At 60.9% G+C, this 25,369-nt stretch carries 25 protein-coding genes; 11 read left to right on the forward strand and 14 right to left on the reverse strand.

Going from position 1 to position 25,369, the window contains the following annotated elements; all coding sequences use genetic code 11:
- Positions 1 to 53 precede the first annotated feature (53 nt).
- The 8 genes from repB to NL154_RS24065 form a co-directional block, all read right to left on the reverse strand.
- Positions 54 to 1,028: a plasmid partitioning protein RepB gene (repB, locus tag NL154_RS24030; protein WP_221123512.1), complete on the reverse strand. Its 975-nt coding sequence runs from the start codon at positions 1,026 to 1,028 to the stop codon at positions 54 to 56.
- 69 nt (positions 1,029 to 1,097) lie between these two features.
- Entirely contained in the window at positions 1,098 to 2,306 is a 1,209-nt protein-coding gene (gene repA, locus NL154_RS24035) for a plasmid partitioning protein RepA (RefSeq protein WP_221123513.1), read from the reverse strand.
- Positions 2,307 to 2,546: 240 nt separating this feature from the next.
- On the reverse strand, positions 2,547 to 3,608 hold the full coding sequence (locus NL154_RS24040) for an ABC transporter ATP-binding protein (protein WP_085782018.1): 1,062 nt from the start codon (positions 3,606 to 3,608) through the stop codon (positions 2,547 to 2,549).
- Positions 3,609 to 3,630: 22 nt separating this feature from the next.
- Positions 3,631 to 4,485 (reverse strand): sugar phosphate isomerase/epimerase family protein, encoded by an 855-nt coding sequence (locus NL154_RS24045; RefSeq protein ID WP_434734360.1) that lies wholly within the window; start codon positions 4,483 to 4,485, stop codon positions 3,631 to 3,633.
- A 44-nt stretch (positions 4,486 to 4,529) separates the two neighbouring features.
- Positions 4,530 to 5,768: an ROK family transcriptional regulator gene (locus NL154_RS24050; RefSeq protein WP_210632092.1), complete on the reverse strand. Its 1,239-nt coding sequence runs from the start codon at positions 5,766 to 5,768 to the stop codon at positions 4,530 to 4,532.
- Between the two features lie 43 nt (positions 5,769 to 5,811).
- Positions 5,812 to 6,654, reverse strand: coding sequence for a carbohydrate ABC transporter permease (locus NL154_RS24055; RefSeq protein WP_085782016.1), 843 nt, complete (start codon positions 6,652 to 6,654; stop codon positions 5,812 to 5,814).
- Positions 6,651 to 7,580 carry a carbohydrate ABC transporter permease gene (locus NL154_RS24060; protein WP_221123515.1) on the reverse strand — a complete coding sequence of 310 codons (930 nt, stop codon included), beginning with the start codon at positions 7,578 to 7,580 and terminating at the stop codon, positions 6,651 to 6,653. The genes NL154_RS24055 and NL154_RS24060 overlap by 4 nt, the downstream gene beginning before the upstream one ends.
- An 84-nt stretch (positions 7,581 to 7,664) precedes the next feature.
- Complete coding sequence (locus tag NL154_RS24065) at positions 7,665 to 8,963, reverse strand: extracellular solute-binding protein (protein ID WP_210632094.1); 1,299 nt, start codon at positions 8,961 to 8,963, stop codon at positions 7,665 to 7,667.
- Positions 8,964 to 9,305: 342 nt separating this feature from the next.
- Here NL154_RS24065 and NL154_RS24070 point away from each other — a divergent pair, with 342 nt between their 5' ends.
- Positions 9,306 to 10,352: a Gfo/Idh/MocA family protein gene (locus tag NL154_RS24070; RefSeq protein ID WP_210632095.1), complete on the forward strand. Its 1,047-nt coding sequence runs from the start codon at positions 9,306 to 9,308 to the stop codon at positions 10,350 to 10,352.
- A gap of 28 nt (positions 10,353 to 10,380) precedes the next feature.
- On the opposite strand, the gene NL154_RS24075 is transcribed toward NL154_RS24070, so the two are convergent.
- Positions 10,381 to 11,520 (reverse strand): ROK family transcriptional regulator, encoded by a 1,140-nt coding sequence (locus NL154_RS24075; protein ID WP_210632096.1) that lies wholly within the window; start codon positions 11,518 to 11,520, stop codon positions 10,381 to 10,383.
- A 133-nt stretch (positions 11,521 to 11,653) separates the two neighbouring features.
- Positions 11,654 to 11,842: a hypothetical protein gene (locus NL154_RS24080; RefSeq protein WP_097601245.1), complete on the reverse strand. Its 189-nt coding sequence runs from the start codon at positions 11,840 to 11,842 to the stop codon at positions 11,654 to 11,656.
- A 547-nt stretch (positions 11,843 to 12,389) separates the two neighbouring features.
- Between NL154_RS24080 and NL154_RS24085 the strand changes: the two genes are divergently transcribed.
- Positions 12,390 to 13,073: a peroxiredoxin-like family protein gene (locus NL154_RS24085; protein WP_183705030.1), complete on the forward strand. Its 684-nt coding sequence runs from the start codon at positions 12,390 to 12,392 to the stop codon at positions 13,071 to 13,073.
- Positions 13,074 to 13,377: 304 nt separating this feature from the next.
- Here the strand turns inward: NL154_RS24085 and NL154_RS24090 are convergent, their stop codons facing one another.
- From NL154_RS24090 to NL154_RS24105, 4 genes are all read right to left on the reverse strand, one after another.
- Entirely contained in the window at positions 13,378 to 13,857 is a 480-nt protein-coding gene (locus NL154_RS24090; RefSeq protein WP_183705088.1) for a DUF302 domain-containing protein, read from the reverse strand.
- Between the two features lie 98 nt (positions 13,858 to 13,955).
- A complete protein-coding gene (locus NL154_RS24095) occupies positions 13,956 to 15,161 on the reverse strand; it encodes an MFS transporter (RefSeq protein WP_221147104.1) in 1,206 nt (401 codons plus the stop codon).
- Between the two features lie 88 nt (positions 15,162 to 15,249).
- The gene (locus NL154_RS24100; RefSeq protein WP_210632098.1) at positions 15,250 to 15,750 is read right to left on the reverse strand and encodes a cupin domain-containing protein; all 501 of its coding nucleotides are present in this window, start codon (positions 15,748 to 15,750) and stop codon (positions 15,250 to 15,252) included.
- 193 nt (positions 15,751 to 15,943) lie between these two features.
- Positions 15,944 to 16,840 carry a LysR family transcriptional regulator gene (locus NL154_RS24105; protein ID WP_210632099.1) on the reverse strand — a complete coding sequence of 299 codons (897 nt, stop codon included), beginning with the start codon at positions 16,838 to 16,840 and terminating at the stop codon, positions 15,944 to 15,946.
- Positions 16,841 to 17,021: 181 nt separating this feature from the next.
- Between NL154_RS24105 and NL154_RS24110 the strand changes: the two genes are divergently transcribed.
- From NL154_RS24110 to NL154_RS24150, 9 genes are all read left to right on the forward strand, one after another.
- The gene (locus tag NL154_RS24110) at positions 17,022 to 17,852 is read left to right on the forward strand and encodes a 3-hydroxybutyrate dehydrogenase (RefSeq protein ID WP_210632100.1); all 831 of its coding nucleotides are present in this window, start codon (positions 17,022 to 17,024) and stop codon (positions 17,850 to 17,852) included.
- A gap of 30 nt (positions 17,853 to 17,882) precedes the next feature.
- On the forward strand, positions 17,883 to 18,956 hold the full coding sequence (locus NL154_RS24115) for a patatin-like phospholipase family protein (RefSeq protein WP_247241777.1): 1,074 nt from the start codon (positions 17,883 to 17,885) through the stop codon (positions 18,954 to 18,956).
- Positions 18,957 to 19,180: 224 nt separating this feature from the next.
- Positions 19,181 to 19,450 (forward strand): BufA1 family periplasmic bufferin-type metallophore, encoded by a 270-nt coding sequence (locus NL154_RS24120; protein WP_210632101.1) that lies wholly within the window; start codon positions 19,181 to 19,183, stop codon positions 19,448 to 19,450.
- Positions 19,451 to 19,482: 32 nt separating this feature from the next.
- Positions 19,483 to 20,508 carry an MNIO family bufferin maturase gene (bufB, locus tag NL154_RS24125; RefSeq protein WP_221147105.1) on the forward strand — a complete coding sequence of 342 codons (1,026 nt, stop codon included), beginning with the start codon at positions 19,483 to 19,485 and terminating at the stop codon, positions 20,506 to 20,508.
- Positions 20,498 to 21,280: an HvfC/BufC family peptide modification chaperone gene (locus NL154_RS24130; RefSeq protein ID WP_210632103.1), complete on the forward strand. Its 783-nt coding sequence runs from the start codon at positions 20,498 to 20,500 to the stop codon at positions 21,278 to 21,280. The genes bufB and NL154_RS24130 overlap by 11 nt, the downstream gene beginning before the upstream one ends.
- Before the next feature lie 14 nt (positions 21,281 to 21,294).
- A complete protein-coding gene (locus NL154_RS24135) occupies positions 21,295 to 21,768 on the forward strand; it encodes a DoxX family protein (RefSeq protein ID WP_221123546.1) in 474 nt (157 codons plus the stop codon).
- 45 nt (positions 21,769 to 21,813) lie between these two features.
- Positions 21,814 to 23,091, forward strand: coding sequence for an NAD(P)/FAD-dependent oxidoreductase (locus tag NL154_RS24140; RefSeq protein WP_434734361.1), 1,278 nt, complete (start codon positions 21,814 to 21,816; stop codon positions 23,089 to 23,091).
- Positions 23,081 to 24,943, forward strand: coding sequence for an adenylate/guanylate cyclase domain-containing protein (locus NL154_RS24145; protein ID WP_210632105.1), 1,863 nt, complete (start codon positions 23,081 to 23,083; stop codon positions 24,941 to 24,943). The genes NL154_RS24140 and NL154_RS24145 overlap by 11 nt, the downstream gene beginning before the upstream one ends.
- A 12-nt stretch (positions 24,944 to 24,955) precedes the next feature.
- Positions 24,956 to 25,339 carry a DUF3307 domain-containing protein gene (locus NL154_RS24150; protein WP_247241778.1) on the forward strand — a complete coding sequence of 128 codons (384 nt, stop codon included), beginning with the start codon at positions 24,956 to 24,958 and terminating at the stop codon, positions 25,337 to 25,339.
- Positions 25,340 to 25,369 lie beyond the last annotated feature (30 nt).

Below are 25,369 nucleotides of genomic sequence, written 5' to 3' on the forward strand. Positions count from 1 at the left end.
ATGAGAAGGGCTTCCACGACTCGTTCGTTTGGGGGCCTTTTTCTTTTGCGGTTTCAGTCTCCTTGTTTGCCCTCCTCGGCGAGGAATTGCTCATAGAGCGCATCCAGCCTGCCGGAGAGAAATTCTCCGAAGCGACCGGCATTTCTCGCCTTCATCGAGAGCGAGAACGCCTTACCGTCATTCTTCATTTCCGCCTGGACCGCCTTATCAAGCGGCTGCCATGTCATCTTCCTCGCGGCGACGGTTTTCTTCACCGGCCGCGCGCTTTTGTTCAGCGCCGCATGGAGTGCCTCGAAACGTTTGTCGGAAGGTAGCTGATGAAAGTTGTCGTCTTGCAGGACTTTGGCGACATTTGCCGCATTGGCCGATTTGCCGGCGAGCAGCGACAGCTCCACCCAGCGCTCGCGGCCGACGCCGGGTGCGGCGCCGATCGCCTGGACGACCTCCGGCGAGATACGATCCATGACCGACAGCATCTTCGAGACTGAAGCCGCATTGGCGGCGAGCGCCGTCGAGATAACCTCCCTGTCATAGCCGAGTTCCTCAAGCCGCCTCGCAAAGAGCGCGCGCTCGATGAAGGTGAGGTCGGCGCGGGCGGAATTCTCCTGCCCCTGGGCGATCACATGGGTCCGGTCGTCGATCGCCTTGACGACGGCGCGGACATTGCGGCCGAGCGCGCGGGCGGCGCGCAGCCGCCGGTGGCCGAAGACCACCTGATAACGTCCGTCGATCCTGGTGTGGGGACGTACCAGGATCGGCGTATCCTGCCCGCGCGCCCGGATCGCTTCGACCAGCATTTGGAAGTCCTCGTCATCCTCGGACAGCCGGTCCTTGACGAAGGAGGCTTCGACGAGATCCGGGTCAAGATCGACCACCGCCTCGCCTTCGAGGAATTTTTCCGCCTGCTTGGCCAGCTCATCCAGCGAGCGGACGAGCGACCGGCCTGCGCCGCGCATCGGATAGTTAGGCGCGCCCGCGTTTTCGTCCGGCATATCGGCCAGTCCTTCCAGCAGATTTTTCCGTGCCATCGCTTCCTCCGGTTGCGGTCATTCCATTGATTTGCTTCACGGAAAGCGTGAATTTGTCAGCCGACAAATTCACCTTCCCCATGCCTGGTGAATAAGCCCGGCGATCTCTGCGTTGACGGCGTCCATCGCCTCCATCGCGCGATCATAGGTTCCCCGGTTCATCGAGGAACGCTCGACCTCATAAAGTGTCTGTTTGGTGATCCCGGCATCCGAGATTGCCGTCGATTTGACCATCTGGTTCTTCAGCATGAACTCGTGGAACATCGTCGACATGAAGCCGACCATCTGCGCCTGCGGCACGTCGGTCGGCTCGTAGCGGGTGATCAGATAGCGATACCAGGAGAGGTTCACCTCGGCGCCGGCGGCGCGGATCGGCTTCAGGATGCCGCCGAGCATGAGCAGGAACTGGCCCATCGACATGACGTCGAGCATCTGCGGATGGATGGTGATCAAGACACTGGTCGCCGCCGTCAGCGCCGTCAGGGTGAGGTAGCCAAGCTGCGGCGGGCAATCAATGACGACGACGTCGTAGCGGTCGTCGACTTCAGCGAGCGCGCGGGAGATGCGGGTGAAGAAGGTCTTGCCGTCATTGCTCGACTTGTCGGTCATGGCGAGCGGCGTATCGTATTCATATTCCTGCAGGTCGAGATTGGCCGGCACGATATCGAGGCCGGGAAAATTGGTCTTGTGGATGATCTCGGAGAGCGGCTTCTTTTCGCCGTCATAGCGGATCGCCTCATAGAGCGACGAGGCCTGGTCGAACTCCGGCTGGAAGCCGTGCAGCGAGGAGAGCGATGCCTGCGGATCGAGATCGACGGCAAGGACGCGGTGGCCGGTCAGCGCCAGGTGCTGGGCGAGATGGGCTGATGTCGTCGTCTTGCCCGAGCCGCCCTTGAAGTTGACGACGGCGATCACCTGCAGCTTCTCATGGCCGCGGCGATGGGGCACATACATGCGGCTCTCGGAGCGGCCATGCGCATCGAGATAGCGCCTGAGCTCCAGCATCTGCTCGGCGCTGTAGGAGCGCCGCCCGGAAGGCGAAGTCTGCGGGCAGGGGCCTTTGCCTTCGAGATGCAGTTTCTTCAACGTGCTCTGCGAGGCCCCGACATAATTGGCGACCTCGGCGAGAGAGAAGTTGCGCAGCGTCTTCTTCGCGTTCGGCGGAAAGCGCTGCACGCTCAGGAGATGCAGCTTCTTCGAAATCACGTCGCCGTGCTCGAGAATCTGATCCTCGAAATAGAGCGGCGCGGCCTTCACGGCGTTCGAATTAGCGTTCATCGGCAGCAATCTTTCGGATAACGGTTTTCGGGATCAAAAGCCCCTGTAACCGTTATTATCCGCGATTCTCCGATACCGGCCAAGAAATTTAAGGTTAACGCATATTAACCTTTTCGATGCTCGTTCAAGCGCTTGCCGGATCTCTGCGTGATGTCCGGACGACCGGGGATTTTGGGCCGGGGGCGCTGACAAAGCGCCCCCGGCGGCGCCCGGCCGAAGGGGAGGGGGCATTCGGCGGGCTTAACTCAATGGCGCTTCGCCTGTAGTGATGCGCTGCTCGTCGGCGCCGAAGAGGTGAACGGTGTCGTGGCCGGGGGCGATCCTCAACACGTCGCCGGGGGCGGCCCGGATCCGCTCGCGGAAGACGCAGGTCAGCGTCTGCCCTCCGAGCCGCACGAGCACGAGTGTTTCCGAGCCTGTGGGCTCGACGACGACGGTCGTCACTTCGATGCCGTTGGGGTCGAGCATGATATGTTCGGGGCGAATGCCGTAGGTCACGGCATCCTTCGGCCGGCGTTCGCTCGGCAGCAGCAGCCCGTCCACGGTCCTGAACCCGTCTTCGCTCATGCTGCCCTTGATGAAATTCATCGCCGGCGAGCCGATGAAACCGGCGACGAACAGATTGTTCGGGCGGTCGTAGAGTTCGAGCGGCGAGCCCGATTGCTCGATCAGCCCATCCTTCATGACGACGATCTTGTCGGCCATGGTCATGGCTTCGATCTGGTCGTGGGTCACGTAGATTGTCGTCGTCTGCAGCCGCTGATGCAGTTCCTTGATCTCCGAGCGCATCTGCACCCGAAGCTTGGCATCGAGGTTCGACAAAGGCTCGTCGAACAGGAAGACGGCCGGATCGCGTACGATCGCCCGGCCCATGGCGACGCGCTGACGCTGGCCGCCCGAAAGCTGCTTCGGATAACGCTCCAGCAGGTTTTCCAGGCCGAGGATTTTTGCCGCATTGCCGACGCGCTGATCGATCTCCGATCTCGGCATGCGCTTCATACGCAGCGAGAAGCCCATGTTCTTCGCCACCGTCATATGCGGATAGAGCGCGTAGTTTTGGAACACCATGGCGATGTCGCGGTCTTTGGGCGCAAGCTCGTTGACGATGTGCTTGCCGATCTGGATCTTGCCCGAGGTGATGCCCTCCAGGCCGGCGATCATTCTGAGCAGCGTCGATTTTCCGCAGCCGGAGGGGCCGACCAGGACGACGAATTCGCCGTCGCCGATATCGACGGACACGCCTTTGATGGCTTTGAACGCGCCGTAGTCCTTGCGCGCATTGCTGACCGAAACATGGGCCATGAAACTCCTCCCGAATTCGCCGTCAAAGTCCGTTCAAGACACTTTTGAGAAAATCGAGGCCGAGGCGCTCACCCTCCTTGCGCGCGGCCAAGTTCTTGCCCGGCCAGCCGTAAGCGGCATCCTCGTGCTCGATCGACAGCGTGCCATCAAAACCGTAGCCGCGGGCCTGCCTGAGGAAACGCGGCCAGTCGAGCAGACCGAGCCCCGGCAACTTGTATTGCCACCAGCCCTTGCCGTGATAGCCGAGTGCCTGCAGGGCCTCGGCGTCGATCGCCGTATCCTTGGCGTGCAGAATGGCGATGCGGTCCTTGACCGCCTCCAGCGCCCGATAGGGATCGACGCCGATGCGGATGAGGTGCGAGGGGTCGAATTCGAGGCCGAAGCGGGGGTCCTCGATGCGGCGGAAAAGTTCCTGCCATCCCCTAGGCGTCGTTCCGATGAAATTGTCTCTAGGTCCGGGCCAGTTCTCGATCGCGAAGGTGAGGCCGCTTGCCTGCGTTTGCGCGATCAGCCCAATCGCGAAGTCGGCGAAGTCGTCATAATTGGCCTCGTCGCTTGCCGTATCGTTACGACCGGGAAAGATCACGAAGATCGGAACGCCGGCGCCGCCGATCGCTTCGGCAAATTCTGAGGTCCTTGCCCGGAGTTCCCGGCACTTGTCGCGATCGGCATCAAGCTGATTGCCGAAAAAAGTGATCGAGGAGACGAAGAGGCCGCGGCTTCTTGCCAGCGTAACGGCATCTTCAACCCGGTCGGGCGTCTTGATGTGGCCGCCGACATCGATCTCGATCGCTTCGAACCCCGCCGACGCGGCGAAATCTACCACTTCCTCCAGCGGGCGGTCATTGAATGTCGAGGTATAGAAGCCGATTTTCACCATATCCTCCGATCCTCATCAAAATCCGGGGCCTTGCGGTCGTTTCAACTGTTCAGCCGATCCATGAATTTCAGCGGCGAGCGCGTGCGCTGCGCCACATCGGCCGATGCGAGCATCAGGGCCGCCGCCATCGGCATGGCCGCCGCACCCATGGCCGAGGCGTCCTCGCCGATCGAGGCGCGATGCAGCGAGGGCAGGTTCGTGTCCTCGGCGTCGAGATGCTCGTGGACGTAACGCAGCAATTCATCGACGATGCGGATCGGCAGCCGGCCGCCGACGAGCACGGCATCGGGATCGACGATCATGGCGATATGTTTGACCGCGACGGCGAGATGCGCACTCATTTCCTTCAGCCATTGTGAAACGAGGCGCTTGCCGCGCGCGTCGAGGGTCAGCAGATCCTGCGGCACGCTCACCTCGATCCCATGCCGGGCGAGGAAATCATAGAGGAAGAACAGCGAGAAGATCTCCCCGAGAAGCTGGACCTTCTGCGCCTCGCCGTCGCGGCCGTCGGCAATCGGAAGCCAGCCGATCTCGCCGCTGAGGCCCATGGCGCCGCGATGGCCGTTGCCGTCGAGAACGAGGCCGCCGCCCGGGCAGGCATTGACGGCAATATAGAAGAAGCTGCTGCTTTCCGCGCCGAGGCCGTAGTTGAGCTCGGCAAGGGCAGCGGCATTAGCCTCGTTTTCTGTGAAGACGGGATGCGGCGTCAGGCTCTCCAGTGCGGCGCGCACGTCGAAATCAGTCCATTCCTGATAGGCGTCGGGCTTGCCGAGCAGCGAGATTTCGCCGAGCCAATCCGGCATGGCAAGGCCGATGCCGGCAAGGCGCGCATCGTCGATCAGTCGGCTGCGCTGGAAATGCGAGATCGCATCTGATGTCAGTTGCATGAATTCCGCCGGCAGGATGAAGCGCTTCTCGTGGTGTACGCGGGCGCGCACATTGCCGACGGCGTCGACCGCCAGGATCGTCAGATGGTCGCGGTCGATGTTGATGCCGATGGCGTAATAGGCATCGGGATTGATTTCGAGTTCGATTGCCGGCTGGCCTCTGAGCCCATGCCGGCGGCGGGCCTCCATGATCAGGCCCTCGTCCAGCAGGCGGTCGACGATGCGGGCGATCGCTGGTTTGGTGAAGCCCGTCTGCCTGGCGATCTCGGCGCGCGAAATCGGCGCCTGGCGGTGGATGCAGCGCAGGACGACGGCCCTGTTGTGCTCGCCCGCGTCTTCGACATTGGCGCCCGTCAGATCGGGGGAGAGCCTAGCGCCGAGTGTCTGGTTCATGCGTTCAATCCTTCCGCGCGCGTGGGGAGTGAAGCAGACCCTCTCATCCCTTCACCGCGCCGCTGGTCATCGCGCCGAGGATCAGCCTCTGGAGCGACAGGAAGGCCACGATCGCCGGAACGACCGCAATCAGGCAGGCGGCTGCAAGCAGCTGGATGGACGAGTCGGTCTGCATGCCGCGGAAGTTAAAGATTCCGACGCCGATCGGCATCAGGTCATTTTTGGTGAGCAGCAGGAAAGGCACCAGGAATTGCGACCAGCCGGCAATCACAGTGATGATGAAAACCGAGGCGATGCCCGGCGCCGACAGGGGCACGATGATGCGCCAGAAAACCGAGAAGCGATTGCAGCCATCGATCATCGCCGCCTCGTCGAGGCTGCGCGGAATGCCGTCGACCGTACTTTTCAACAGCCAGGTCGCCAGGGGAACACCGAGCGCGATATAGACCATGACGACGGCGAAATGCGTGTCCAGCAGGCCGAGGCGGTTCATGTAGCGATAGAGCGGCACCATGATGACGAGCGGCGAGATCATCTGGAAGAGCAGCAGCCCCATCATCGAGAGGCCCTTGCCACGGAACTGGAAGCGGGAGAAAGCGTAAGCGGCGGGCAAGGCAACGATCAGCACGCCGAGCCCGCTCAGAGCCGCAAGCTTCAGGCCGTTCCAGAGATAGATCGGGAAATAGCTGTTGTTGAGAACGGTGATGAAGTTCTGAATGGTAGGGTTGTCGGGAATGTAGCGCGCCGCGCCGCGATAGACCTCGCGCTTGTCGCGTAGCGCCATCGACAGCAGATAGGTGAGGGGGCCGGCGAAGAAGACGAACATCACCAACATGAAGAGATAGCTCATGGCATCGCCTAACCGGCTTCCGGTGCGTCCGCTCATTGCTCTTCCTCCTTCGGCAGGAACGACGCATAGACGAAGGCGAGCCCGAGGCTGATGATCAGCATCAGCACGGAGAGCACGCTGCCGCCGGAGAGGTCATAGTTTCGGAAGACGATATTGAAGACGTAGAGCGAGATCACCTCGGTCGCGCGCCCGGGTCCGCCGCCTGTCAGTGTGATGATCGCATCGAAGGTGTTCACCGTCTGGATGGTGATCAGGATCATGTTGACGAGGATGGCAGCGCGCAGCTGCGGCAGCGTGACGAAGAAGAACTGCTGCGAGGCGCTGGCGCCGTCGACCTCCGCCGCCTCGTAGAGCGAGGGATCGATCGATTTCAGCGCCGCATACATGACGACCATCGAAAAGGCGGTGCCGCGCCAGATGTTCGAGATCAGAGTCGACCACGGCGCCATTGCCGGGTCCGAGAGCCAGGCGACGGTCGGCATGTGCATCAGCCTCAAAATGCTGTTGAGCGCGCCGTAAGGCGCTTCGGAAAACAACATCTGCCAGATGATGCCGCCGGCAATGCCCGGCACGACCCAGGCGACAAGCGCCGTGGTCCTCAGGATCGTGGTGCCGAACAGGCCGCGCTTTTCGCCGCGAATGACGGTGACGGCGACCGCAAGCCCGAGGATCTGCTGGCCGATGACGCTGCCGCCGACGAAGATCAGCGTCGCCCAGAGAATGTCGGGCAGTTGCGGCGAGCTCAGCGCACTGGTGATCGACCCAAACGTATATTGCTGGTTCTCGCCGATCAGCGTCGCATTGGTGAAGGAAAGCCGGAAAACGTCGATGACGGGATAGAGGTAGAATATGCCGATGACGATGATCACGGGCATGATCCAGGGCAGGGGCGCACCGGCGAACCGGCGCATGAACGTTCTGCTTTGAGGCGGGCTGTCAGCCTCGATGGCAATTGGGCTCATTGGCTTCTCTGTCCGGGTTTGGCACTGTCGACGGCGCCTCAAGTCCAGGCGCCGTCGCGGTCGGAAGCGTGGAAACGCCCGGGATCAGAGACGCTTGTAAGCCTCCATCGCCGCGCTAAATGCGGCATCCAGGGCCTCTTCCGGTTTCTTCGTCCCCGACAGCACGTCTCCCATCATGATCTGGATCTGGTTGGAGATCTCGGGATAGATCGGCACGCCGGGCCGGGCTTGGCCATCGACCAGCGCATTGGCGAAGGTCTTGTTGGCTTCCGTCGAGAAGACCTCATACTTGTCGAAGAGCGACTTGCGCGTCGGCAGCTGCTGCTGCAGCGCGTTTGCAGGACCCATATAGACGTCGCGCGCCAGGTTGGCGCACATTTCGATCTTCTCCTTGTCCTTGCTGAAGGAGGCGACCGTCCAGCCGCCGGTGCCCGTCGACTTCTGGTCGGCCGTGGGGCCCGGGATCGGCGAGAAGGTCCAGTTCTTGAATTCCTCTTCGTCGAGCGTCGTCTTCAGCTGTGCATATTGCCAGTTGCCGCCGATGAAGAGCGCCGTCGTCGCGGCAGCCGCCGCAGCGTTCATATCGTCGTAATTGGCGATCGTCGTAACGCGCTTCGGCGCCGCACCGGAATCGACGAGATCCTTGAAGTAGTTCAGCGCCTTCAGGAATTTCTCCTTGTTCTCGCCTTCGCCGAAGATTGGCTTGCCCGAGTCGTCGACGAGTTTGCCGCCGAGCGCCCAGTAATTGGCGAGCCAGTCGAAGGTCGTGCCTTCCCAGCGCCCGCCGTTGAAGAGCACGCCTTCCATGCCCTCCTTGGTGGAGGCAAGGGCGGCCTTCTTCAGTTCGTCCCAGGTCTTCGGCGCATCTGCGACCACAGACTTGTTGCGGTAGAGAACGCGCAGGTCCGTATCCCACCACCAGGCACGGATGGTCTTGTCCTTGTCGGTGATGCCGCTGCGGATGAAGGGGAAGAGATCGTCCACTTCTTCCTTGGAGAAATAGGGTGTGAAATCGGCCAGCACGTGATTGACCATGAACTGCGAGAGCACGAAGGAGTCGACGGCCGCACAATCCGGCGCGTTGCCGGCCTTGGCCTGCTCCAGCATCTTGGCCTGTTCAGTGCCGATGTCGGAGGACATGAATTGCATCTGCAATTTCCAGTCCGGATGCTTCTTGATGAAATCGACGAAGAGCTTCTGATAGCCCTCGGCAATGGCGGGATCGGAATTGTTCGGGCTGTCGTTCGTCAGGCGGACGACGAGCGTTTTCGGCGCATCGGCAAGGCCGATCCGGTCTTTGGTGGCAAGTTCCTGGGCAAAAATGGTGGATGCTGAAAATAAGACAGTGCTCAGCGCCAATGCGCTGACGGTCGCGCTCTTCATGATGGGTCTCCTCCCCATTTTGAACGAATACAGCCTGGCGGTCGGTTGACCTCTCCTCAATTCCGTGCTGCATTAATTAGATTAAGTTACTTTGATTTGATGTCAAGCCAGAGCTTGGGAGGATGAGATGCTGGCGCCATTCAACAGCAGCTAGCGCACGCTGCGGTTTTCGGAAGGGATGCACGCCAAAATAAGTTGCCGACAGCGCCTTAGGGAAATCAGGCGCATCCAACCCGCAATTTTCCTGAGGAAAAGGCCGATCGATCGCGGATGGCCGCGATGGTGTCAGTTCGTGCTCCGGGCCGCAGCGGCAGCCGGAAACTGAAGTCCATGGAGGAGAAGATGCGTTTACTCATTCTCGGAACCGGCGGCATGGCCAACCAGCACGCCGCGCGTTTCAAGGCGATCGAAGGCGTCAGCGTCGTTGGCGGCGTCGATGTCGTCCCGGAGCGGCTCGCGGCCTTTTGCACCGAACATGGCATCGCCAATCATTTCATCTCGCTGGAGGATGCGCTCGCGTGGGGCGAGTTCGATGCGGTGGCGAACGTCACGCCCGATCGTATCCACCACCCGACGACGCTTCAGGCGATCGCCGCCGGCAAACATGTCTTCTGCGAAAAGCCGCTCGCCACCGATGCCGTCAAGGCGATGGAAATGACCGAGGCGATCGAGCGGGCCGGCAAGGTCGGCATGGTCAACCTCACTTATCGCAATTCGCCGGCGCTGCAGAAGGGCCGGCAGATGGTGCTTGCCGGCGAGATCGGCGCCGTGCGCCATGTCGAGGCGTCGCATCTGCAAAGCTGGCTGGTCGGCCGCCACTGGGGCGATTGGAAGAGCGAAAGCAAATGGCTCTGGCGGCTGAGCAAGAAACACGGCTCGAACGGCGCGCTTGGCGATATCGGCATTCACATCGTCGATTTCGCCTCTTATGGCTCCGGCCTCGACGTCGCCCACGTCTTTGCGCGGCTGAAGACTTTCGACAAGGCGCCGGATCACAGGATCGGCGAATACGATCTCGACGCCAATGACAGCTTCACGATGAATGTCGATTTCACCAATGGCGCGATCGGCACGATCCAGGCGACACGCACGGCAGCCGGCCAGATGGATCAGCTGCGCCTTAGGGTCTATGGTGAAACCGGCTCGGTCGAGATGATCTACGACACCGGTAAATCGACGCTGCGCGCCTGCCTTGGCGAAGATGTGCATACCGCGACGTGGCGCGATGTGCCTTTCGATCCTGTGGAGACGAACTACCAACGTTTCGTCCAGGCCGTGCGGGCGGGCAAGACCCAGGAACCCTCCTTCCGGCGCGCCGCCAACATCCAGAAGGTGCTCGACACGGCGCTCGCCTCCGATCTCAGCCATACCGATGAGGCGCTCGGCTGAGCCCGCCGAATTATGTTGCACGGTCGGCTTAGGCCGAAGCTGGCGGCAGCAGAAGCGTGTTGAGGAAGGGCAGGAGGGCTGCACCGAGTGCCACGCCGCCACCGCTGAAGCTTGCCGGCCGCATCGGCGAAATCCATGGCGTCAGCAGCGGCCTGGTCGAGGTGTCGCGCCGCTCGACGGAAAGCTGATGGATCAGCGCCTCGATCACCCCCTGCGGTAGGTCGCCGCCGATCATGACGACGCTCGGGGCGATGAAGCCGGCCATGGCGATGATCGGGTCGAGCAGATGGCCGGCGGCCTCGCGTATCCATTGCGACAGCGACGACGAGGAGAACTCCTCGCCCCTGAGCAGGCGCGCGAAGTCCTCGTCTCCGATGCGCGAGCGCAGGGAATCGAAACCGACGACGGTATTGAGCTGGACATTGTCGGGCCCGGTCAGCATTTCGCCGATGCTGCCCGCCCGCCCATGCACGCCGGAATAGGGTATGCCTCGGATGAGGAAACCCGCCTGAACGTCATCGTCGATGATGATCATCGCGAGCCCGCCCTCCGGCATGGCGCTGCCGATCGTGCGCTCGGCAAGCAGGCTCGCCGTGCATTCGTTTTCGACGTAGGTGCGTGCGATCGTCGACATCGCGGCAAGCTGCTCGCTGCGGGCATCGTTCCAATCGTTGGCGGCGATCCCGAGCCCGACGATCGGCAATGTCGCATGCCGATCGGCCATGTCCCGGACCGCCGCGTGTACCGCGCCAACCCCGTCTTCCGGCTCCACGTCGAAATAGACCCGGTCATGCACTTGGCCGCTCAAATCGATCAGCACGATCTCGCCGCGCGTCCGTCGAAGCTTGACGCCGATCGAAAACGCGCCCTCCGGCCGCAGCGCGAATTCCGTGGCCGTCGCCACGCCGCCGAGCCCGGTGCGCCGGTTCGATGTCACGAGCTTCTCGTCGGCAAGCCGCCGCAATATATTGGTGATGCCAGGCCCGGTCAGCCCGCTATGCCGCCCAAGCTCGGTGCGCGTCAGTGGCCCGTGCCGGCGGATTGCTTCTAGGATGACGCGGATATTCCGGTCGGCGATCTCACCCGATCTCAAGCCCACCGTTTTGGCGCGGGGAGCGCCCAACTCTTGAGTGTGAAGCCGACGCGGCCCCGACCGAAGATACCGCATGACCGTCTTTCTTGAGAGCACTTCGACGGTGTGTATCACGCTTATCGGTGTTCGTAACGATTTTCCAACGAAGTGCTCCGGCTTTCGAGAACCGCAACGGCGTGCCGATCATCCTCGCTGCGTCTTCTATACGTTAATAGCTGCAAGGACGATCGTTGCCGAAACCGTCGCGACAAGCCGGCCTGAGTGCGAAGTCAGCGCTGGAGTATCCAACCGATCCGGTCTGCGCCGGGTCGGTAGAGGTCGTCGTGCAGGACGACGCCGACATGGCAACGGCGATGAGCGCTGCCATCGCTGCCGGCAATTTCCACATCCGGAGCATCCCTCAACCCTCCCTTCGCCGCCAACAGGCAGCGTCTTCAGTGTGGTTGCCAAAGCAGATAGGTCGATGCTGCGATCAGGAAACTGTCATCATCGATCAAGATTGCGTTATCCTTGCGGCTGATGGTCGCCTACTTAGAAAGGGAGTTTTTTCGAAGGGCTCGGAGGCTGGAGAGAGCTCCGGCCGGCTCGTTAAGGAGAAACGACATGGCACGGGCGTTGAGAAGATCACGCTCAGTGTTGGATGTGATATCGCTTTCGATAAACTTGTCTTGGACGATCAGAACGTGCGTCGGATGAAGGCAGGCGGCTCGATCCAAAATCTCTCGGAGGACATAGCACGCCGCGGATTGCTGACCAGCCTGAATGTTCGCCCGCGGATGTCTTTTCCATGCTATGATGGGCCTGCAAAGCTCAAGTTCGACGTCTGGAATATGGCAGAGGCCGAACGCTACTTTGCCCCGGCGAAGGGAGTTTGCGCCCAGCAGGGCTCGCCCCCCGAAGCGCTGGGTGTGCTGCCTTTTTGATCGATCGGGAGGAGGTTGTTCATGTCCACGGATAGTGTCGACCGCCCGCTGCAGCCGGGCGACCGGGCACCGAATGTTGTACTCGATGCGATCTCGCGCGAAGGCAAGATCGCGCTCGATGACTTTCGAGGCCGTAGCCCGCTACTGATCGGTCTATTTCGAGGCCTACACTGTCCATTCTGTCGGCGTCATGTCTCGGCGATGGCGCAGCTCAACCCTGCCCTGAAGGAGAAAGGCATCGAGTGTCTCGCTGTCGTCAAGACGCCCGTCGAACGGGCGCGGCTCTACTTTCGTTACCATCCACTACCCAACCTTATCAGCGCATCCGACCCGGAGGGGGCTTCGCATCGCGCCTTCGGTTTACCCATCCTCGAGCTCACGGAGAATGAAACCGAATGGCCGCACAAGCTCGGAATGGACGCGGTCAGGACAATGCGGATCGATTTACCGCGGGAGTTGCCCGTGCCGATGAACCCGGCTGCGGCGGGCGACTTTCTGGAGAAAAAGGACCCGTATGAAATGACGGCGGCCGACCAGCAGATTATCATCGCCGGTCACATGCCGCTTATCGGCGAGTTCCTGCTCGATCGGGACGGCACTGTGCGCTGGAGTTTCACAGAAGCCGAAGAGGGGGGCCAAAATCTATGCCGGGCGCCGAGTCCCGAAGAATTGATGTCAGCAGCGTCCCAAGTCGCACTTCAGTAAGCTGCTGAACAACTCGTCCCACGAGATGGTTGGCAGCCTTATACCAATCAGCGAACGCGCAGAGCTTCCCGTTGTATACGATGATCAGCAGGTCTGGGGCCACCAGCGGACCGTGGGCATTGCGAAGTCCGTGGCGAGCAACGGTCATCAGAACCAGTAGAATCTGGACCAAAGTCAGCATCGCGCCTGGAAGGTTCTCAACCAACCATCAAGGTCAGGGCAGCCTCGGATGGTAACCTCTCTGCAACATCCGCAATGAGGAGGAAGTCGCTCCCTCCCCATTCATCACCGCATCGCCGTGACCTCATTGATGGACCGGATCCGTCACCGCTTTGATGACCTCGGACGCCATCTTGAACTCCTTCTCGCGGCTGGTGATGCCATGGCGTCGCGCGATCCAGTTAAAATCGGTGTAGGCGACACGGACCGTTCCATCCTTCGCTTCGTAAACGAGAACTCTGACGGGCCAATCGAGCCCGGCCACTGGATTGGCGGTGATGAACGTCGTTCCGAGCGCCGGATTGCCGAACAGGATCAGCCGCGATGGACGGACCTTGTTGCCAGCCGCGTTGCCGAGCCTTGCTTGATCGATATCATCGAACAGCATTATGCCCTTCTCTGCGACGCTGCCTTTGATCTTTGTGACAGTCTCGTCGACCGAATAGCGACTCTTCAGAACAACGACACCGTCCCGGGCACCTGCCTGGACGATAGTGGCTGATGCCGACAGAATTCCTGCCAATGAAAGCGCGGCCATGAACAATAGTCTGATCATTCTTTGCATGTCATTTACTCCTTTCGGTTGTGTCTGTATTCAAACTCGTCGCCGGCTTCCGCATGGAAGGGGCGACCCCTATTCCGGCTACCACGGAAAGTTGGGATCTATCGGTGCGGGGCGCTTAGCGAACCCGCGAGCAGCATTGCTACCGCCAGAGCTGCGATAAGCACGTAGACGGATGCGTTCCAGCCGACGTGATCGTAGACCTGACCGAGAACCACACTGCCGGCCATGCCTCCGGTATAGTAGGATGCGAGGTAGATGCCGCTCGCTCCAGCCTTGTCGCTCCTGGCATGTTGACCGACGACGCCGGTTGCCATTGCCTGTGCGAGGAAGGTGCCGACTGCCACCAGTGTCAAACCGATCAGGATGACCGGCAAATACGCACTGAGAAGCGCGACGAGTCCGACGATGGCAATCGCAAGCGTCAGCACGATTCCGGTTGCCGGCCCCACAGCGCTTGCGAGCCTGCCGGCGAAAGGCGTGGTGAAGATCGACGGAAGGAAGACGAGATAGACAAGGCCGAGCGCCATCGGGCGTACCCCGAGCGTGACAATCCGAAAGTTGACATAGGTGTAGGTGCCGATGAACACGAAGAGGATGAGGAAGCCGATAGCGAAGACGCGTCGCAGCTTTGGATCGGCAAGATGTCCGCCCCAGATGCGCATGGTGAGGTTCCCGCGATCATCGCTCCGCATCATGCTGGTCGTCCTTTTGAGCGTGAACCAAACCAGGGCGGCGCCGAGGAGGTTGAGGGCGGCAAACACCAGAAAATTTATCGAGAGGCCGCCAATGCCTGCGACGGCAGCGGACAGCATGCGGCCGAAGAGGTTGCTGGCAACATTGCCGGTGACATAGGCGGCCAGGGCCGTAGAGGCTTTTCCTGCTGAGAAATGCTCCGACAGATAGGCGGCCGTCAGCGTGAAGGCCGTCGACATGCAAAGCCCCTGAAGCACCCGCAGCGCTGAAAAGACGATGATGTTGTCGGTAAATGCCAGAAGCGTCGTTGGCACGGACAGGATCGCGAGGCTGATCCAGATGCCGTTGCGCCGGTCCAGGCCGCTGCCGACGAAGGCGACGAGCAGACCGGCGAGCGCCATACCGAGGGTGCTGGCATTGACGGCGAAACCCATCGTGGCGCGGCTGACCTGAAACCTCTCGACCAGAGAAGGCAATACGGCTTGCGCCGCAAAGAGGTCGACCAAGGTCAAAAAGGCGATGAGTGCGATCAGTCCAAAGCGCCAACTGTCGGCGTGAATGGTCCGGCGCTCTTGAACGGATGCCGTGAGCGGCTGTTCGATGTCGGTCATGCTTGTTCCTCCGGGATGCGGCGTTTCCCTGCCAGTGCGAGGGAAACGCCGGCGAGCGATGGGGCTGCTTCAGATCAAAGGGCAACCGTTACATCGCCGCGTCATCGGTGTGCATTTCCGGGCTCAGTATGTCGGAGGAATAGAGCACGGCCGAAGCCTTGCCATTGTTCTTCCACCAATGGGAGAGATGTCCAAACTCGGCCGTCACCTCGCCCTTCTTGTGCAGGATCGGCACCTTGCAGGTGCTGCTGTATTCCGTAATCGAGCCGGAGATGATCAGGATATTGGCCGGGCGCATCTCGTGCGAATGCCAGGGAACGATGCCTCCCGGCTGCACGACGAGCTTGCGCATGCGCAGCATGCTTCCCTTCCATGCCTCGCCCTTGGACGAGAGATCGATTGATTTGACGACGCTGTCGGAGACGCCCTTCGGCATCATCGGGCCAGGCTTCATGCCATCTTCAGTGACCTGATCAGCCGGGCATTCGCCCGCCATGGCGGACGCGGCGGGCAGGGCGGCGCCCAGGACCACTGCAGCAAATGCGAGAGCGGCGAGGGACATGCGGTCGGTTTTCAATACGGGCTTCATCAGCGGTTTCTCCTTGTTGGAGCCCGGCGAGGACGGTGCCGAGCATGTTCGAAGACTGGCGGAGCGCCGATCGAAAGAGAAATGCCAGATGCTTTTGATTTCGATAGCCGCAAGCTATTGTCAGCCGCAGGGGAAACACCGAATGCCCGGCAGCTTGCCAGGCTGTGCTCCCGTGATTGTTACGATACTGCCCTTAATGCGAACGGCCCGACGCTTTCGCCCAGCCGTATGATTTCACGGCGCCGACAAAGACTGAAACCGCCGGGGAGAAGCGTCGGCCCGCCACCGTCACAAGGCAGACCTCGCGCGAGACTTCCGGGTCCGCGACAGGTCGCACCTGCAATCCTGGGATAACGGCGCTGTATTCGGGAATGAAACAGATACCAAGGCCACCGGCGACCAGGTTCTGAATCCAGTCCTCGCGCTCGCTGGAATAGGAGACGAGGGTCTTCACGCCTTGTGCATCGCAGAGATCCGTGAGGTAATCCCAGTATTCGCAGTTGACACGCCGCAGGTAGATCTCACCGTCGATCGCCGCGATGGGAATGGCATCGTATTGACCGAGGCGGTGGCCGGCGGGGAAAGCGAGCATGAACCTCTCGCGAAAGAGCGAGGTCACGTCGAAGCGTTCCGGAAAGCTTGTTGCCGTCGACATCAAAGCCACATCGATTTCGCCAGTCTCCAGCAGATCGGACAATCGGGCGGGCACGCCCTCGATCAGTTGCAGCTGGATTCCCTTGTGGCGCATGTTGAAGTCGGTGAGCAGGCCAGTAAACCGGCGCGGTCCGATCGTGCACATAATGCCGACCTTGAGCGGTGCTTCACTAAGACAGAGAAATCGCGACGCCTCCGTACGCACGCCCATCAACTCGTCCTGGATCTGCTGGAATCGCGGGCGAAGAAGGTTGCCGAGATCTGTTATGTGGGTGAGATTGCGCTCCCGGCGGAACATCAGGCCGCCCACCTCATCCTCCAGCTGCTGGATGGCGCGACTGAGCGCTGGCTGAGTAACATTGCACTTTTCGGCCGCGCGCGTGAAGTTTCGAGTTTCACACACCGCCAGGAAATACCTTATATGGTGGATATCCATCGCCGCCCCCCGGCATGAATTCTATTTGCAATACCCTCAATATTCTCCGCGGGCGGCATTCTCCACCAATGCCATGGATTTATCAATTCCATACCAGACTGGCATTTCTAAAGCGAAGCCCCGTCGGCCATTCTGATTGCAAGACGCCAGACGGCGTAGTCGATCGTAGTGGAGAGCACATATGCTGAACGCCTTTGATCCCGTAACTGATACTCTCGTCGGCCGCAGGCCCTTGGAAGGGCGTAGCGCCATTGTCACTGGTTCGACCAGCGGCATCGGCCTTGGCATTGCACATGCGCTTGCAAGGGCAGGGGCCGCCGTGATGTTGAACGGCTTCGGCGACCCTGCCGAGATCGAGATGCTGCGCGACGGCATTGCCACGGATAACGATGTCGACGTTGCCTACGACGCCGCCGACATGTCGAAGCCGGAAGCGATCCATATGATGGTCGAGAGGGCGTTCGCGCGTTTCGGACAGGTGGACATCGTCGTCAACAATGCCGGTATCCAGCATGTTTCGCCACTCGGAAAGTTTCCGCCTGAAAAGTGGGACGCCATACTTGCTATCAATCTTTCCTCAGCCTTCCATCTCGTTCAGGCGACGTTCGACAGCATGTGCGCCAACCGCTATGGCCGGATCGTCAATGTCGCCTCCGCCCATGGATTGGTCGCGTCCCCCTTCAAATCCGCCTATGTGGCGGCCAAACACGGCATTGTCGGGTTCACCAAGACGATCGCGCTCGAAGGCGCCGAATTCGGGGTGACATCCAACGCGATCTGCCCCGGCTACGTCTGGACGCCGCTTGTCGAACACCAGATCGAGGATCAGGCGAAGTCGCATAACATCCCACGCGACGCGGTGATCCGAGACGTCTTCCTGAAGGACCAGCCGACGAGGCGCTTTGCCACCGTCGAGGAAATGGGCGCGCTTGCCGTCTTTCTCTGCAGCGATCTTGCTGGATCGATCACAGGCACGGCGATCCCTGTCGACGGCGGATGGACTGCGCACTGAATCTTTATTTGAGACACGGAGGTTGCGATCGTGAACAAACATGTGGGTGCAAAGCTCAAAATGCAGCCCGACTCTTCGCTCGCCGAGCGCGAGCCGCGGACGATCAATCTTGCGCTGCAGGGCGGCGGCGCACATGGCGCCTTCACGTGGGGAGTGCTCGATCGGTTGCTGGACGAGCCAAGCCTGTCATTCGAAGGCATTGTGGCAACCAGCGCAGGCGCGATGAATGCTGCGGTCGCAGCCTATGGCCTGGCTGAGGGCGGGCGGAGCGGAGCACAGACGGCGCTGGCCAATTTCTGGCGCCGTGTCAGCCACGCAGCTGCATCCGGACCTTTGCAGCCAACCTTGCTCGACCGCCTTACAGGCTCGAAATCGCTGGAATTCTCGCCGGCGTTCATCATGTTCGACCTGGTGACACGGCTGATGTCGCCGTACCAGTTCAACCCCTTCAATTTCAATCCCCTGCGCCAGGTGCTGGAACAATCGATCGACCTGGAGGCAATCCGGATGGCACGCTGCCCTGTCAAGCTCAACATCTGCGCCACCAACGTGCGGACTGGCAAGGTGAAGGTGTTCGGCAACGACGAGCTCTCGGTCGATGCCATCATGGCGTCTGCCTGCCTGCCCTTCCTGTTCCAAGCCGTGGAAATCGGAGGGGAAGCCTATTGGGACGGTGGCTATATGGGCAACCCCGCAATCTTCCCGCTGATTTATGGCTGCGACACGCCCGATGTGCTCGTGGTTCACATAAATCCGATAGAACGAACGGAACTGCCGCGCACGGCTGGAGAAATTCTCAACCGCATCAATGAGATCAGTTTCAATTCGTCGCTGCTGAGGGAGATGCGGGCGGTGGCCTTCGTCACACAGCTGATCGACACGGCAGCGACGCCGCCTTCCAATCTCAAGCGCATTTTCGTGCACGGTATCTCAGACGACGAAGCGATGAAAAACCTCAGCGTAGCGAGCAAGATGAACGCCGACTGGGGGGCGCTCATGGACCTGAGGGATCGCGGCCGCCAATGCGCCAACCTCTGGCTGCAGGCCAATTACCAGGAAATCGGCAAACGATCGACCGTAGACGTCCGCGAACGTTATCTTTGATCCTCAGCCATTTCGGCAGTCCGCCTCCCGCCGGCCGAAACTTAAGCCCCCGTCCACCACTCCGGCGGGGGCTTTTTTTGTCTGAAAGAGATTGCCCATCGACACATAGAGACGGCGTATCGAAATCATGCAGAGACAGCATTTCAGATGACGGCTGACTTCTGGGAATGTGAAGACAGGCAAGCCGATGGCGGTTTGACCTCACGCAACCCAGGAGATTTCTCATGAATACCACTCGTCTTCTCATCAGTTCGGCCCTCGCCGCCGCAGCCTCCGTGGCTGCCGGCAGCGCCTTTGCCGGCCCGGCTGCCAAGCCGGATTTCTCGTTCGAAAAGTGCTTCGGCGTCGTCAAGGCTGGCCTGAACGACTGCCAGACGGCCAGCCACTCCTGTGCCGGCACGTCCACCGCCGACAACGCCAAGGATTCCTGGATCTACGTGCCGGCCGGCACCTGCACCAAAATCACCGGCGGAAGCAACGAACCCAAGGCCTGACCTTTCCACCACTTCAACCAAAGGAGTAATCGATGTCCAAGATATTTCCGAGCAATCCGGTGCCAACCGCCGCGGGCATCGGTCTTCGCTCCCAGCATATCGGTGAAATGCTGTCTCGCCGCCCCTCGGCGGGATGGCTTGAAGTCCATGCGGAGAATTACATGGGTGGCTCGGCGGCCGTCGACGCGCTGGAGCGGCTGCGGGAAAGCTATCCCCTGTCCGTCCATGGCGTCGGCCTTTCACTCGGGAGCAGTTCCGGTCTCGACCGCGACCATCTGGAGCGCATGCGCAAGCTCTGCCTGCGCTTCCAGCCAAGCCTGGTGTCCGAGCATCTCGCCTGGAGCGCCGCCGACGGCGCCTATCTGAATGATCTCCTGCCGCTGCGTTACGACGCAGAGGCCCTCGCCATCGTGACCGCCAATGTCTCGAGGCTGCAGGACACCCTCCAGCGGCGTGTCTATATCGAAAACCTCTCTGCCTATGTCGCCTTCGAGGGGTCGACAATGACCGAGGCGGAATTCCTGGTAGAGCTCGTGGGCCTTACCGGCTGCGGCCTGCTTCTCGATATCAATAATGTTCACGTCTCGGCCTGCAATCTCGGCTTCGATTCCAAAGCCTTCATCGACCAGCTTCCCCCGTGCGCCATCGGTGAGATCCATCTTGCCGGGCACGCGATCAACGAGGTCGAAGGTGATATCGTGCTGATCGACGACCACGGTTCGCGCGTTCCGCCGGCCGTCTGGTCGCTCTATGCTTACGCGATCCGCAAGATTGGACCGCGTCCGACGCTCATCGAATGGGATACGGATGTGCCCGCTCTCGACGTGCTACTCGGTGAAGCCATGTGGGCCGACATGCTGGCGCAATCGATCGCCTTCGAAGATCGCATGCTGGTGGAACGGCCGACACCACAGTCGACCCGGTTCGAGGGGATGATCCTGCCATTGCGGGCCGACAGCCGAACGGGCCCAATGCCGGCGCTCGCCGCGTTTGCGACAATCAAGCCGTCGATGTTCGCCAATCGTCCCGGCGCAAGGAGGGTGGGCCATGCTCTCTAGTTGCGCACTGCAATCGCGGGTCGCCCAAGCCATCCTCCGTGAAGATGGCTGCGATCTTGCGCCGGTGCTGGCGAAAGGTGCTTTCGACCCGCTGCGTCGGTTCAACATCTATCGCAACAACACCTTCGCCTCGCTGACAGCGACTTTGATCGCGGTTTTTCCGATCACGGTCCAGCTTCTCGGCGAAAACTACTTTCGTCATGTCGCCGGCGCCTTCATCCGGAATAATCCGCCGCAGGAAGCGCAGCTTGTTCGCTATGGCGGCAGTTTCCCGCGCTTCCTGGCGGACTTTGATGGCATCCGCGCCATGCCCTTCATTGCCGAAACGGCGCGGCTGGAATGGATGATTGCCGAGGCGCTGGACGCGCTGGCGCTGCCCGGCTGTCGCTTGGAGCAGTTGGCGGACGGTGAAGACGACACCTCACCCGAGATCGTTCTTCAGCCCTCGCTACGCCTGCTGGTTTGTCGTTGGCCGGCGCTGGACATATGGGAAGCGCATCAAGCCGGCGGAAACATCGAAGCATTGGCGAGGCTGGGCCGCCGACCGGAGCGGATCGCGCTCTGGCGCGGCCAAGATAGCATGCGATTTCTGCGCCTCGATGCCAGTCATTTCGCCTTCCTTCATGCCCTGAAAAGGCGCGCCAGCCTGGAGGCTGCGGTCAGCCGTGTGCTTGCCCGCACTCCCGGCTTCGATCTCGAGGGTGCCTTTGGCGGCCTTTTCGCCTTTGGCCTCGTCGCTCGCATTCGCCACATCAAGCCCGCAACCAAGTGAACAGGATGGAAGTCATGACTATGATGTCCCCTTCTTCGACGCGACACAGAGGCGGTATTATCGGTCTCTATGTCGCCGCTATCGAGAGCCTCAACAGCCTGCCGTTGTCGCTCGTCCAGCTCGTTGCCCGTCTGGCGGTCGCCCACGTCTTCTGGCAGTCGTCGCAGAGCAAGCTTGCCTCCTGGCCGGCGACAGTTCAGCTGTTTACGCTCGAATACCAGCTGCCCGTCATCGATCCCGGCGTGGCCGCCGTGCTTGCGACGACGGCCGAAGTCACTGGCTCGATCTTGATTTTTCTAGGCCTGTTCTCTCGGCCCGCTGCCCTTTTGCTGCTTTGCGTCATCTTGACAATCCAGCTCCTCGTCTACCCGCAGAACTGGCCGGACCATTTGCTCTGGACGGCACCGTTGCTGTTGATCCTGACGCGCGGGGCCGGTGCGGTTTCACTCGACTATCTGGGAGCACGCCTGTTCCCGAGGGGGCGCTGAGCCATGCGCGCCGGCATCGAAGAAACAAGCGGCGACTCGCCACTCATGGATCCAGCGGCAAGTCAGGCGGCGGGCCGCCGTCCTAGGGTCGTCATCCTCGGAGCCGGATTTGGCGGCCTTGCCGCCGCCAAGGGTCTTCGGCATGCGGACGTGGATGTGGCGGTCGTCGATCGGCGCAACTATCATCTTTTTCAGCCGCTGCTTTATCAGGTCGCGACGGCCGCGCTTTCGCCAGCCCAGATCGCCATGCCGATCCGCCGCATTCTCTCTCGGCAATCCAACGTCACTGTGCTGATGGAGCGTGTCGAGGGGATCGACAAGAAGAACCGGTTCGTTCAGACCACAAATAGTCGCATCGCCTACGACTATCTGGTCGTCGCCACCGGTGCAAGGCACGCATATTTCGGAAAGGATGAATGGGCGGAGACCGCGCCCGGGTTGAAAACAATCGCCGATGCGACCGAAATCCGTGCCCGGATCCTGTCGGCCTTCGAACGTGCCGAGGCAGCCGAGGACGAAGCCGAGCGGCGGCGGTTTCTCACCTTCGTCGTTGTTGGCGGCGGCCCGACAGGCGTTGAACTGGCTGGAGCAATCGCCGAGCTGGCAAGAAAGGTCATCGTCCGTGACTTCAGGCGCATTGATCCGTCCTCGGCTCGCGTGGTGCTGGTCGAAGCCGGCAATATCGTTCTGCCGACCATGCCGGCGAAATTGTCGGGAGAAGCCCGGCGACACCTGGAGATGCTCGGCGTCGAGGTGTCCCTTGGGGAAGCGGTAACGCGCTGCGACTCTGAAGGAGTAGCGCTTGCCGGCGGCCGGCAAATCCGATCGTCCTGCGTGCTGTGGGCGGCCGGTGTCATGGCCTCCAGGGCGGCCAAATGGCTCGGCGTGCCCGCGGACCGCGCCGGCCGCGTTCATGTCGACCGGAACCTCAACCCGCCGGGCAATGACGAGATCTTCGTGATCGGCGACACCGCGGCGCTCACGGACAAGAACGGCAGAACGGTTCCCGGAGTCGCGCCGGCCGCCAAGCAGATGGGCGAATACGCGGCCCGCGCCATTCTCGCCGGTCTCGATGGTCGGACCGCTGGTCTGTTCGGCTATCGCGATTTCGGAAATCTGGCAACCATCGGACGCAATGCGGCGGTCGCCGACTTTCGCCGCATCCGTCTTTCAGGATTTTCCGCCTGGCTGGTCTGGAACATCGCCCATCTCTGGTTTCTCGTGGGCTTCCGCAATCGCATCGTGGTGTTTGCGGACTGGGCGCTGGCTTATGTCCGGTATGACCGCGCCGCCCGTCTGATTACCGACCGCCATGAACGCTAGAACATTCCCACGCATAAAGATGGGGCGTGCGGTCACTGCACTGCTGCTGCTTGCAGTGTTGTCAACGGCGGCGCTCGTGCACCTGGTCTGGTATCGTACCGCAAGCCGGAACATTGAAACGATTGTTGCGAGCCTTGATGCTCAGAGCACCGCTGCGGTTCGCAACGAGCTTTCTTCTAATCTGGCGCTGGTTTCGAGCAGCGCGGAGATCGTCAGATCGGTCTTTTTCCAGGGAGCGATCAGGCCGGACGACGAGGTGAAGCGTGAATTCCTATTCCTGTCGTTGCTGCGTGAACAGCCGGCGATTGCCTGGATCGGTTTCGGCTTCCCGGACGGCCGCTTCTTTGGGGCGCACGCGCTGCCGGATGGCGAGATCGAAATGGTGGAGATCGGCCACGCACCTCTCGGCAAGCCGCGTCCGCTACGCCGCGATCTCTATAAGCCAATCCCTGGCGATATCTTTTTCGAAAATCGGCTGAGGGCCGAGAGTGTCTACGTTCCGGAGGGCTCGCCATGGTTTAGACGTGGCCGGACCAGTGCAGAACCGGCCTGGAGCCTCGTCAATATTCTTCCGAACGGCTTTGAACCGGCGATCGTCGTCTCGAAGAAAGTCGAGGTGTTCGGCCATTTCGAAGGTGTGGTGATGGTGGCGGTCAGCCTGCATCGGCTGTCGGCCATCCTTGGAGGGCTCAAGATGCCGGAAGGCAGCAAGGCCTTTGTGCTAACGCGGGATAATGCGGTACTGGCGACATCCGAGCCGTCAGACGGTATGATCGCTGCTCATCTCAAGGATTTTGCCGCGTCCGACGCCCTGGCCGCGGCAGTCGCCATGGCTGCCAGCCCCGAAAAGCCCGACGGTTCCCGGACGCTGGTGGCAAGCAAGGCGCTCGGCCCAATCTTCGTGTCATCTGGCAAGTTGCCGTTCGAAGACTGGCGTCTGGTCACCGCCATACCGCGGGCGACTTTTGCCCGTGACATCGATGCCAATACCGAGCGACTGATCTTCATCATCGGGGGCATTGCTGTGCTGGCCGCTGTGACGGCGATCCTGTTTGCCAGAATTCTCTTCGCTCGGCCACTGTCGCGCCTTGCCGAGCAGTTGCATATGATCGAGAGGTTCGAACTCGACGCCGTGGAACATCGCCCGGCGCTGTTGACTGAACTCGATCATTTCTCCTCCGCCCTGAAGCGCATGTCGAGCGGCCTTGCCGCGTTCGCGCGCTTCATGCCCGTCGAGGTCGTTCGTCCCCTTGTCGATGGCGGTCTTAAGCCTCGTCCCGGCGGCGAACTCAGGGACATAACGGTGTTGTTTGCGGATTTGCCAGGCTTTACGGAACTCACGGAAGAGTTCGGCGCTGGCGTTGAACCAAGCTTGACGCGGTTTCTGACCCTGTCGATCGCCGCTATTCATGCCGAAGGCGGCACAGTCGACAAATTCATCGGCGATGCGGTGATGGCGATCTGGAATGCCCCCGGCAATGTGCCGGATCACGCATTGCGCGCGTGCCGCGCCGCAGCGGCAATTCGCGATGCGATGCATGCCATGGCGCCGATTGCGCCCAAGCATGATGAGATTCGGGTGCGTATCGGCATCAACACCGGCGTGGCCCTTGTCGGCAATATTGGCTCGACTGAACGCCTCAGCTATACGGCGATCGGCGACGTCGTCAATCTCGCGAGCCGGCTCGTTGGCGTGGCCAAGGACAAAGGCGTGGAAATTGCATTAAGCGACGAAACGCTTCGAAAGACCCGAGACCTTATTCAGACAAGGCCGCTTGGCTGCGTCGGCATACGGGGAAGGATCGCGCCGGTCCGTGTGCACACGATCGATCCGGCTGATATGGCGGACTGAGGGAGCATGACGATGCTGCTGCTCACAACGCTGATTTGGTTGCAAACCAAGCACTTCATGGCTGACTATGTCCTGCAGCCCGAATGGATGATTGCCGGCAAAGGCAACTTCAAGAAGCCGGGCGCTTATGTCCATGCAGGCATCCACGCCGTCGCCACCGCGCCAATTCTCTTGGTTGCAATCACGAATCCGACGTGGATTTTCGCCGTTGTCTGCAGCGAGTTTCTGATCCATTTCCTTATCGACCACTTGAAGGCCATTCACGGTCGACGTCAGCCGCACCCGGTCAATACACGTTCATTCTGGATACTTCACGGCGCCGACCAGCTCGCTCATCATCTGACCTATTCGGCAATATTGGCGATCGTGGCCTGGGATGCTGACTTTATTGCTTGACAATGCGAGGGCGCAGGCGAAGAGCACGAT

Source organism: Rhizobium sp. YTUHZ044 (genome assembly GCF_051123975.1).
Classification (GTDB): domain Bacteria; phylum Pseudomonadota; class Alphaproteobacteria; order Rhizobiales; family Rhizobiaceae; genus Rhizobium.

Bases quoted from the DNA above. Each gene is read 5' to 3' on its own strand.
- repB (WP_221123512.1), bottom strand. From the start codon at position 1,028: ATGGCACGGAAAAATCTGCTGGAAGGACTGGCCGATATGCCGGACGAA.
- repA (WP_221123513.1), bottom strand. From the start codon at position 2,306: ATGAACGCTAATTCGAACGCCGTGAAGGCCGCGCCGCTCTATTTCGAG.
- NL154_RS24040 (WP_085782018.1), bottom strand. From the start codon at position 3,608: ATGGCCCATGTTTCGGTCAGCAATGCGCGCAAGGACTACGGCGCGTTC.
- NL154_RS24050 (WP_210632092.1), bottom strand. From the start codon at position 5,768: ATGAACCAGACACTCGGCGCTAGGCTCTCCCCCGATCTGACGGGCGCC.
- NL154_RS24055 (WP_085782016.1), bottom strand. From the start codon at position 6,654: ATGAGCGGACGCACCGGAAGCCGGTTAGGCGATGCCATGAGCTATCTC.
- NL154_RS24060 (WP_221123515.1), bottom strand. From the start codon at position 7,580: ATGAGCCCAATTGCCATCGAGGCTGACAGCCCGCCTCAAAGCAGAACG.
- NL154_RS24065 (WP_210632094.1), bottom strand. From the start codon at position 8,963: ATGAAGAGCGCGACCGTCAGCGCATTGGCGCTGAGCACTGTCTTATTT.
- NL154_RS24070 (WP_210632095.1), top strand. From the start codon at position 9,306: ATGCGTTTACTCATTCTCGGAACCGGCGGCATGGCCAACCAGCACGCC.
- NL154_RS24075 (WP_210632096.1), bottom strand. From the start codon at position 11,520: ATGCGGTATCTTCGGTCGGGGCCGCGTCGGCTTCACACTCAAGAGTTG.
- NL154_RS24080 (WP_097601245.1), bottom strand. From the start codon at position 11,842: ATGCTCCGGATGTGGAAATTGCCGGCAGCGATGGCAGCGCTCATCGCC.
- NL154_RS24085 (WP_183705030.1), top strand. From the start codon at position 12,390: ATGTCCACGGATAGTGTCGACCGCCCGCTGCAGCCGGGCGACCGGGCA.
- NL154_RS24090 (WP_183705088.1), bottom strand. From the start codon at position 13,857: ATGCAAAGAATGATCAGACTATTGTTCATGGCCGCGCTTTCATTGGCA.
- NL154_RS24095 (WP_221147104.1), bottom strand. From the start codon at position 15,161: ATGACCGACATCGAACAGCCGCTCACGGCATCCGTTCAAGAGCGCCGG.
- NL154_RS24100 (WP_210632098.1), bottom strand. From the start codon at position 15,750: ATGAAGCCCGTATTGAAAACCGACCGCATGTCCCTCGCCGCTCTCGCA.
- NL154_RS24105 (WP_210632099.1), bottom strand. From the start codon at position 16,840: ATGGATATCCACCATATAAGGTATTTCCTGGCGGTGTGTGAAACTCGA.
- NL154_RS24110 (WP_210632100.1), top strand. From the start codon at position 17,022: ATGCTGAACGCCTTTGATCCCGTAACTGATACTCTCGTCGGCCGCAGG.
- NL154_RS24120 (WP_210632101.1), top strand. From the start codon at position 19,181: ATGAATACCACTCGTCTTCTCATCAGTTCGGCCCTCGCCGCCGCAGCC.
- bufB (WP_221147105.1), top strand. From the start codon at position 19,483: ATGTCCAAGATATTTCCGAGCAATCCGGTGCCAACCGCCGCGGGCATC.
- NL154_RS24130 (WP_210632103.1), top strand. From the start codon at position 20,498: ATGCTCTCTAGTTGCGCACTGCAATCGCGGGTCGCCCAAGCCATCCTC.
- NL154_RS24135 (WP_221123546.1), top strand. From the start codon at position 21,295: ATGACTATGATGTCCCCTTCTTCGACGCGACACAGAGGCGGTATTATC.
- NL154_RS24140 (WP_434734361.1), top strand. From the start codon at position 21,814: ATGGATCCAGCGGCAAGTCAGGCGGCGGGCCGCCGTCCTAGGGTCGTC.
- NL154_RS24145 (WP_210632105.1), top strand. From the start codon at position 23,081: ATGAACGCTAGAACATTCCCACGCATAAAGATGGGGCGTGCGGTCACT.
- NL154_RS24150 (WP_247241778.1), top strand. From the start codon at position 24,956: ATGCTGCTGCTCACAACGCTGATTTGGTTGCAAACCAAGCACTTCATG.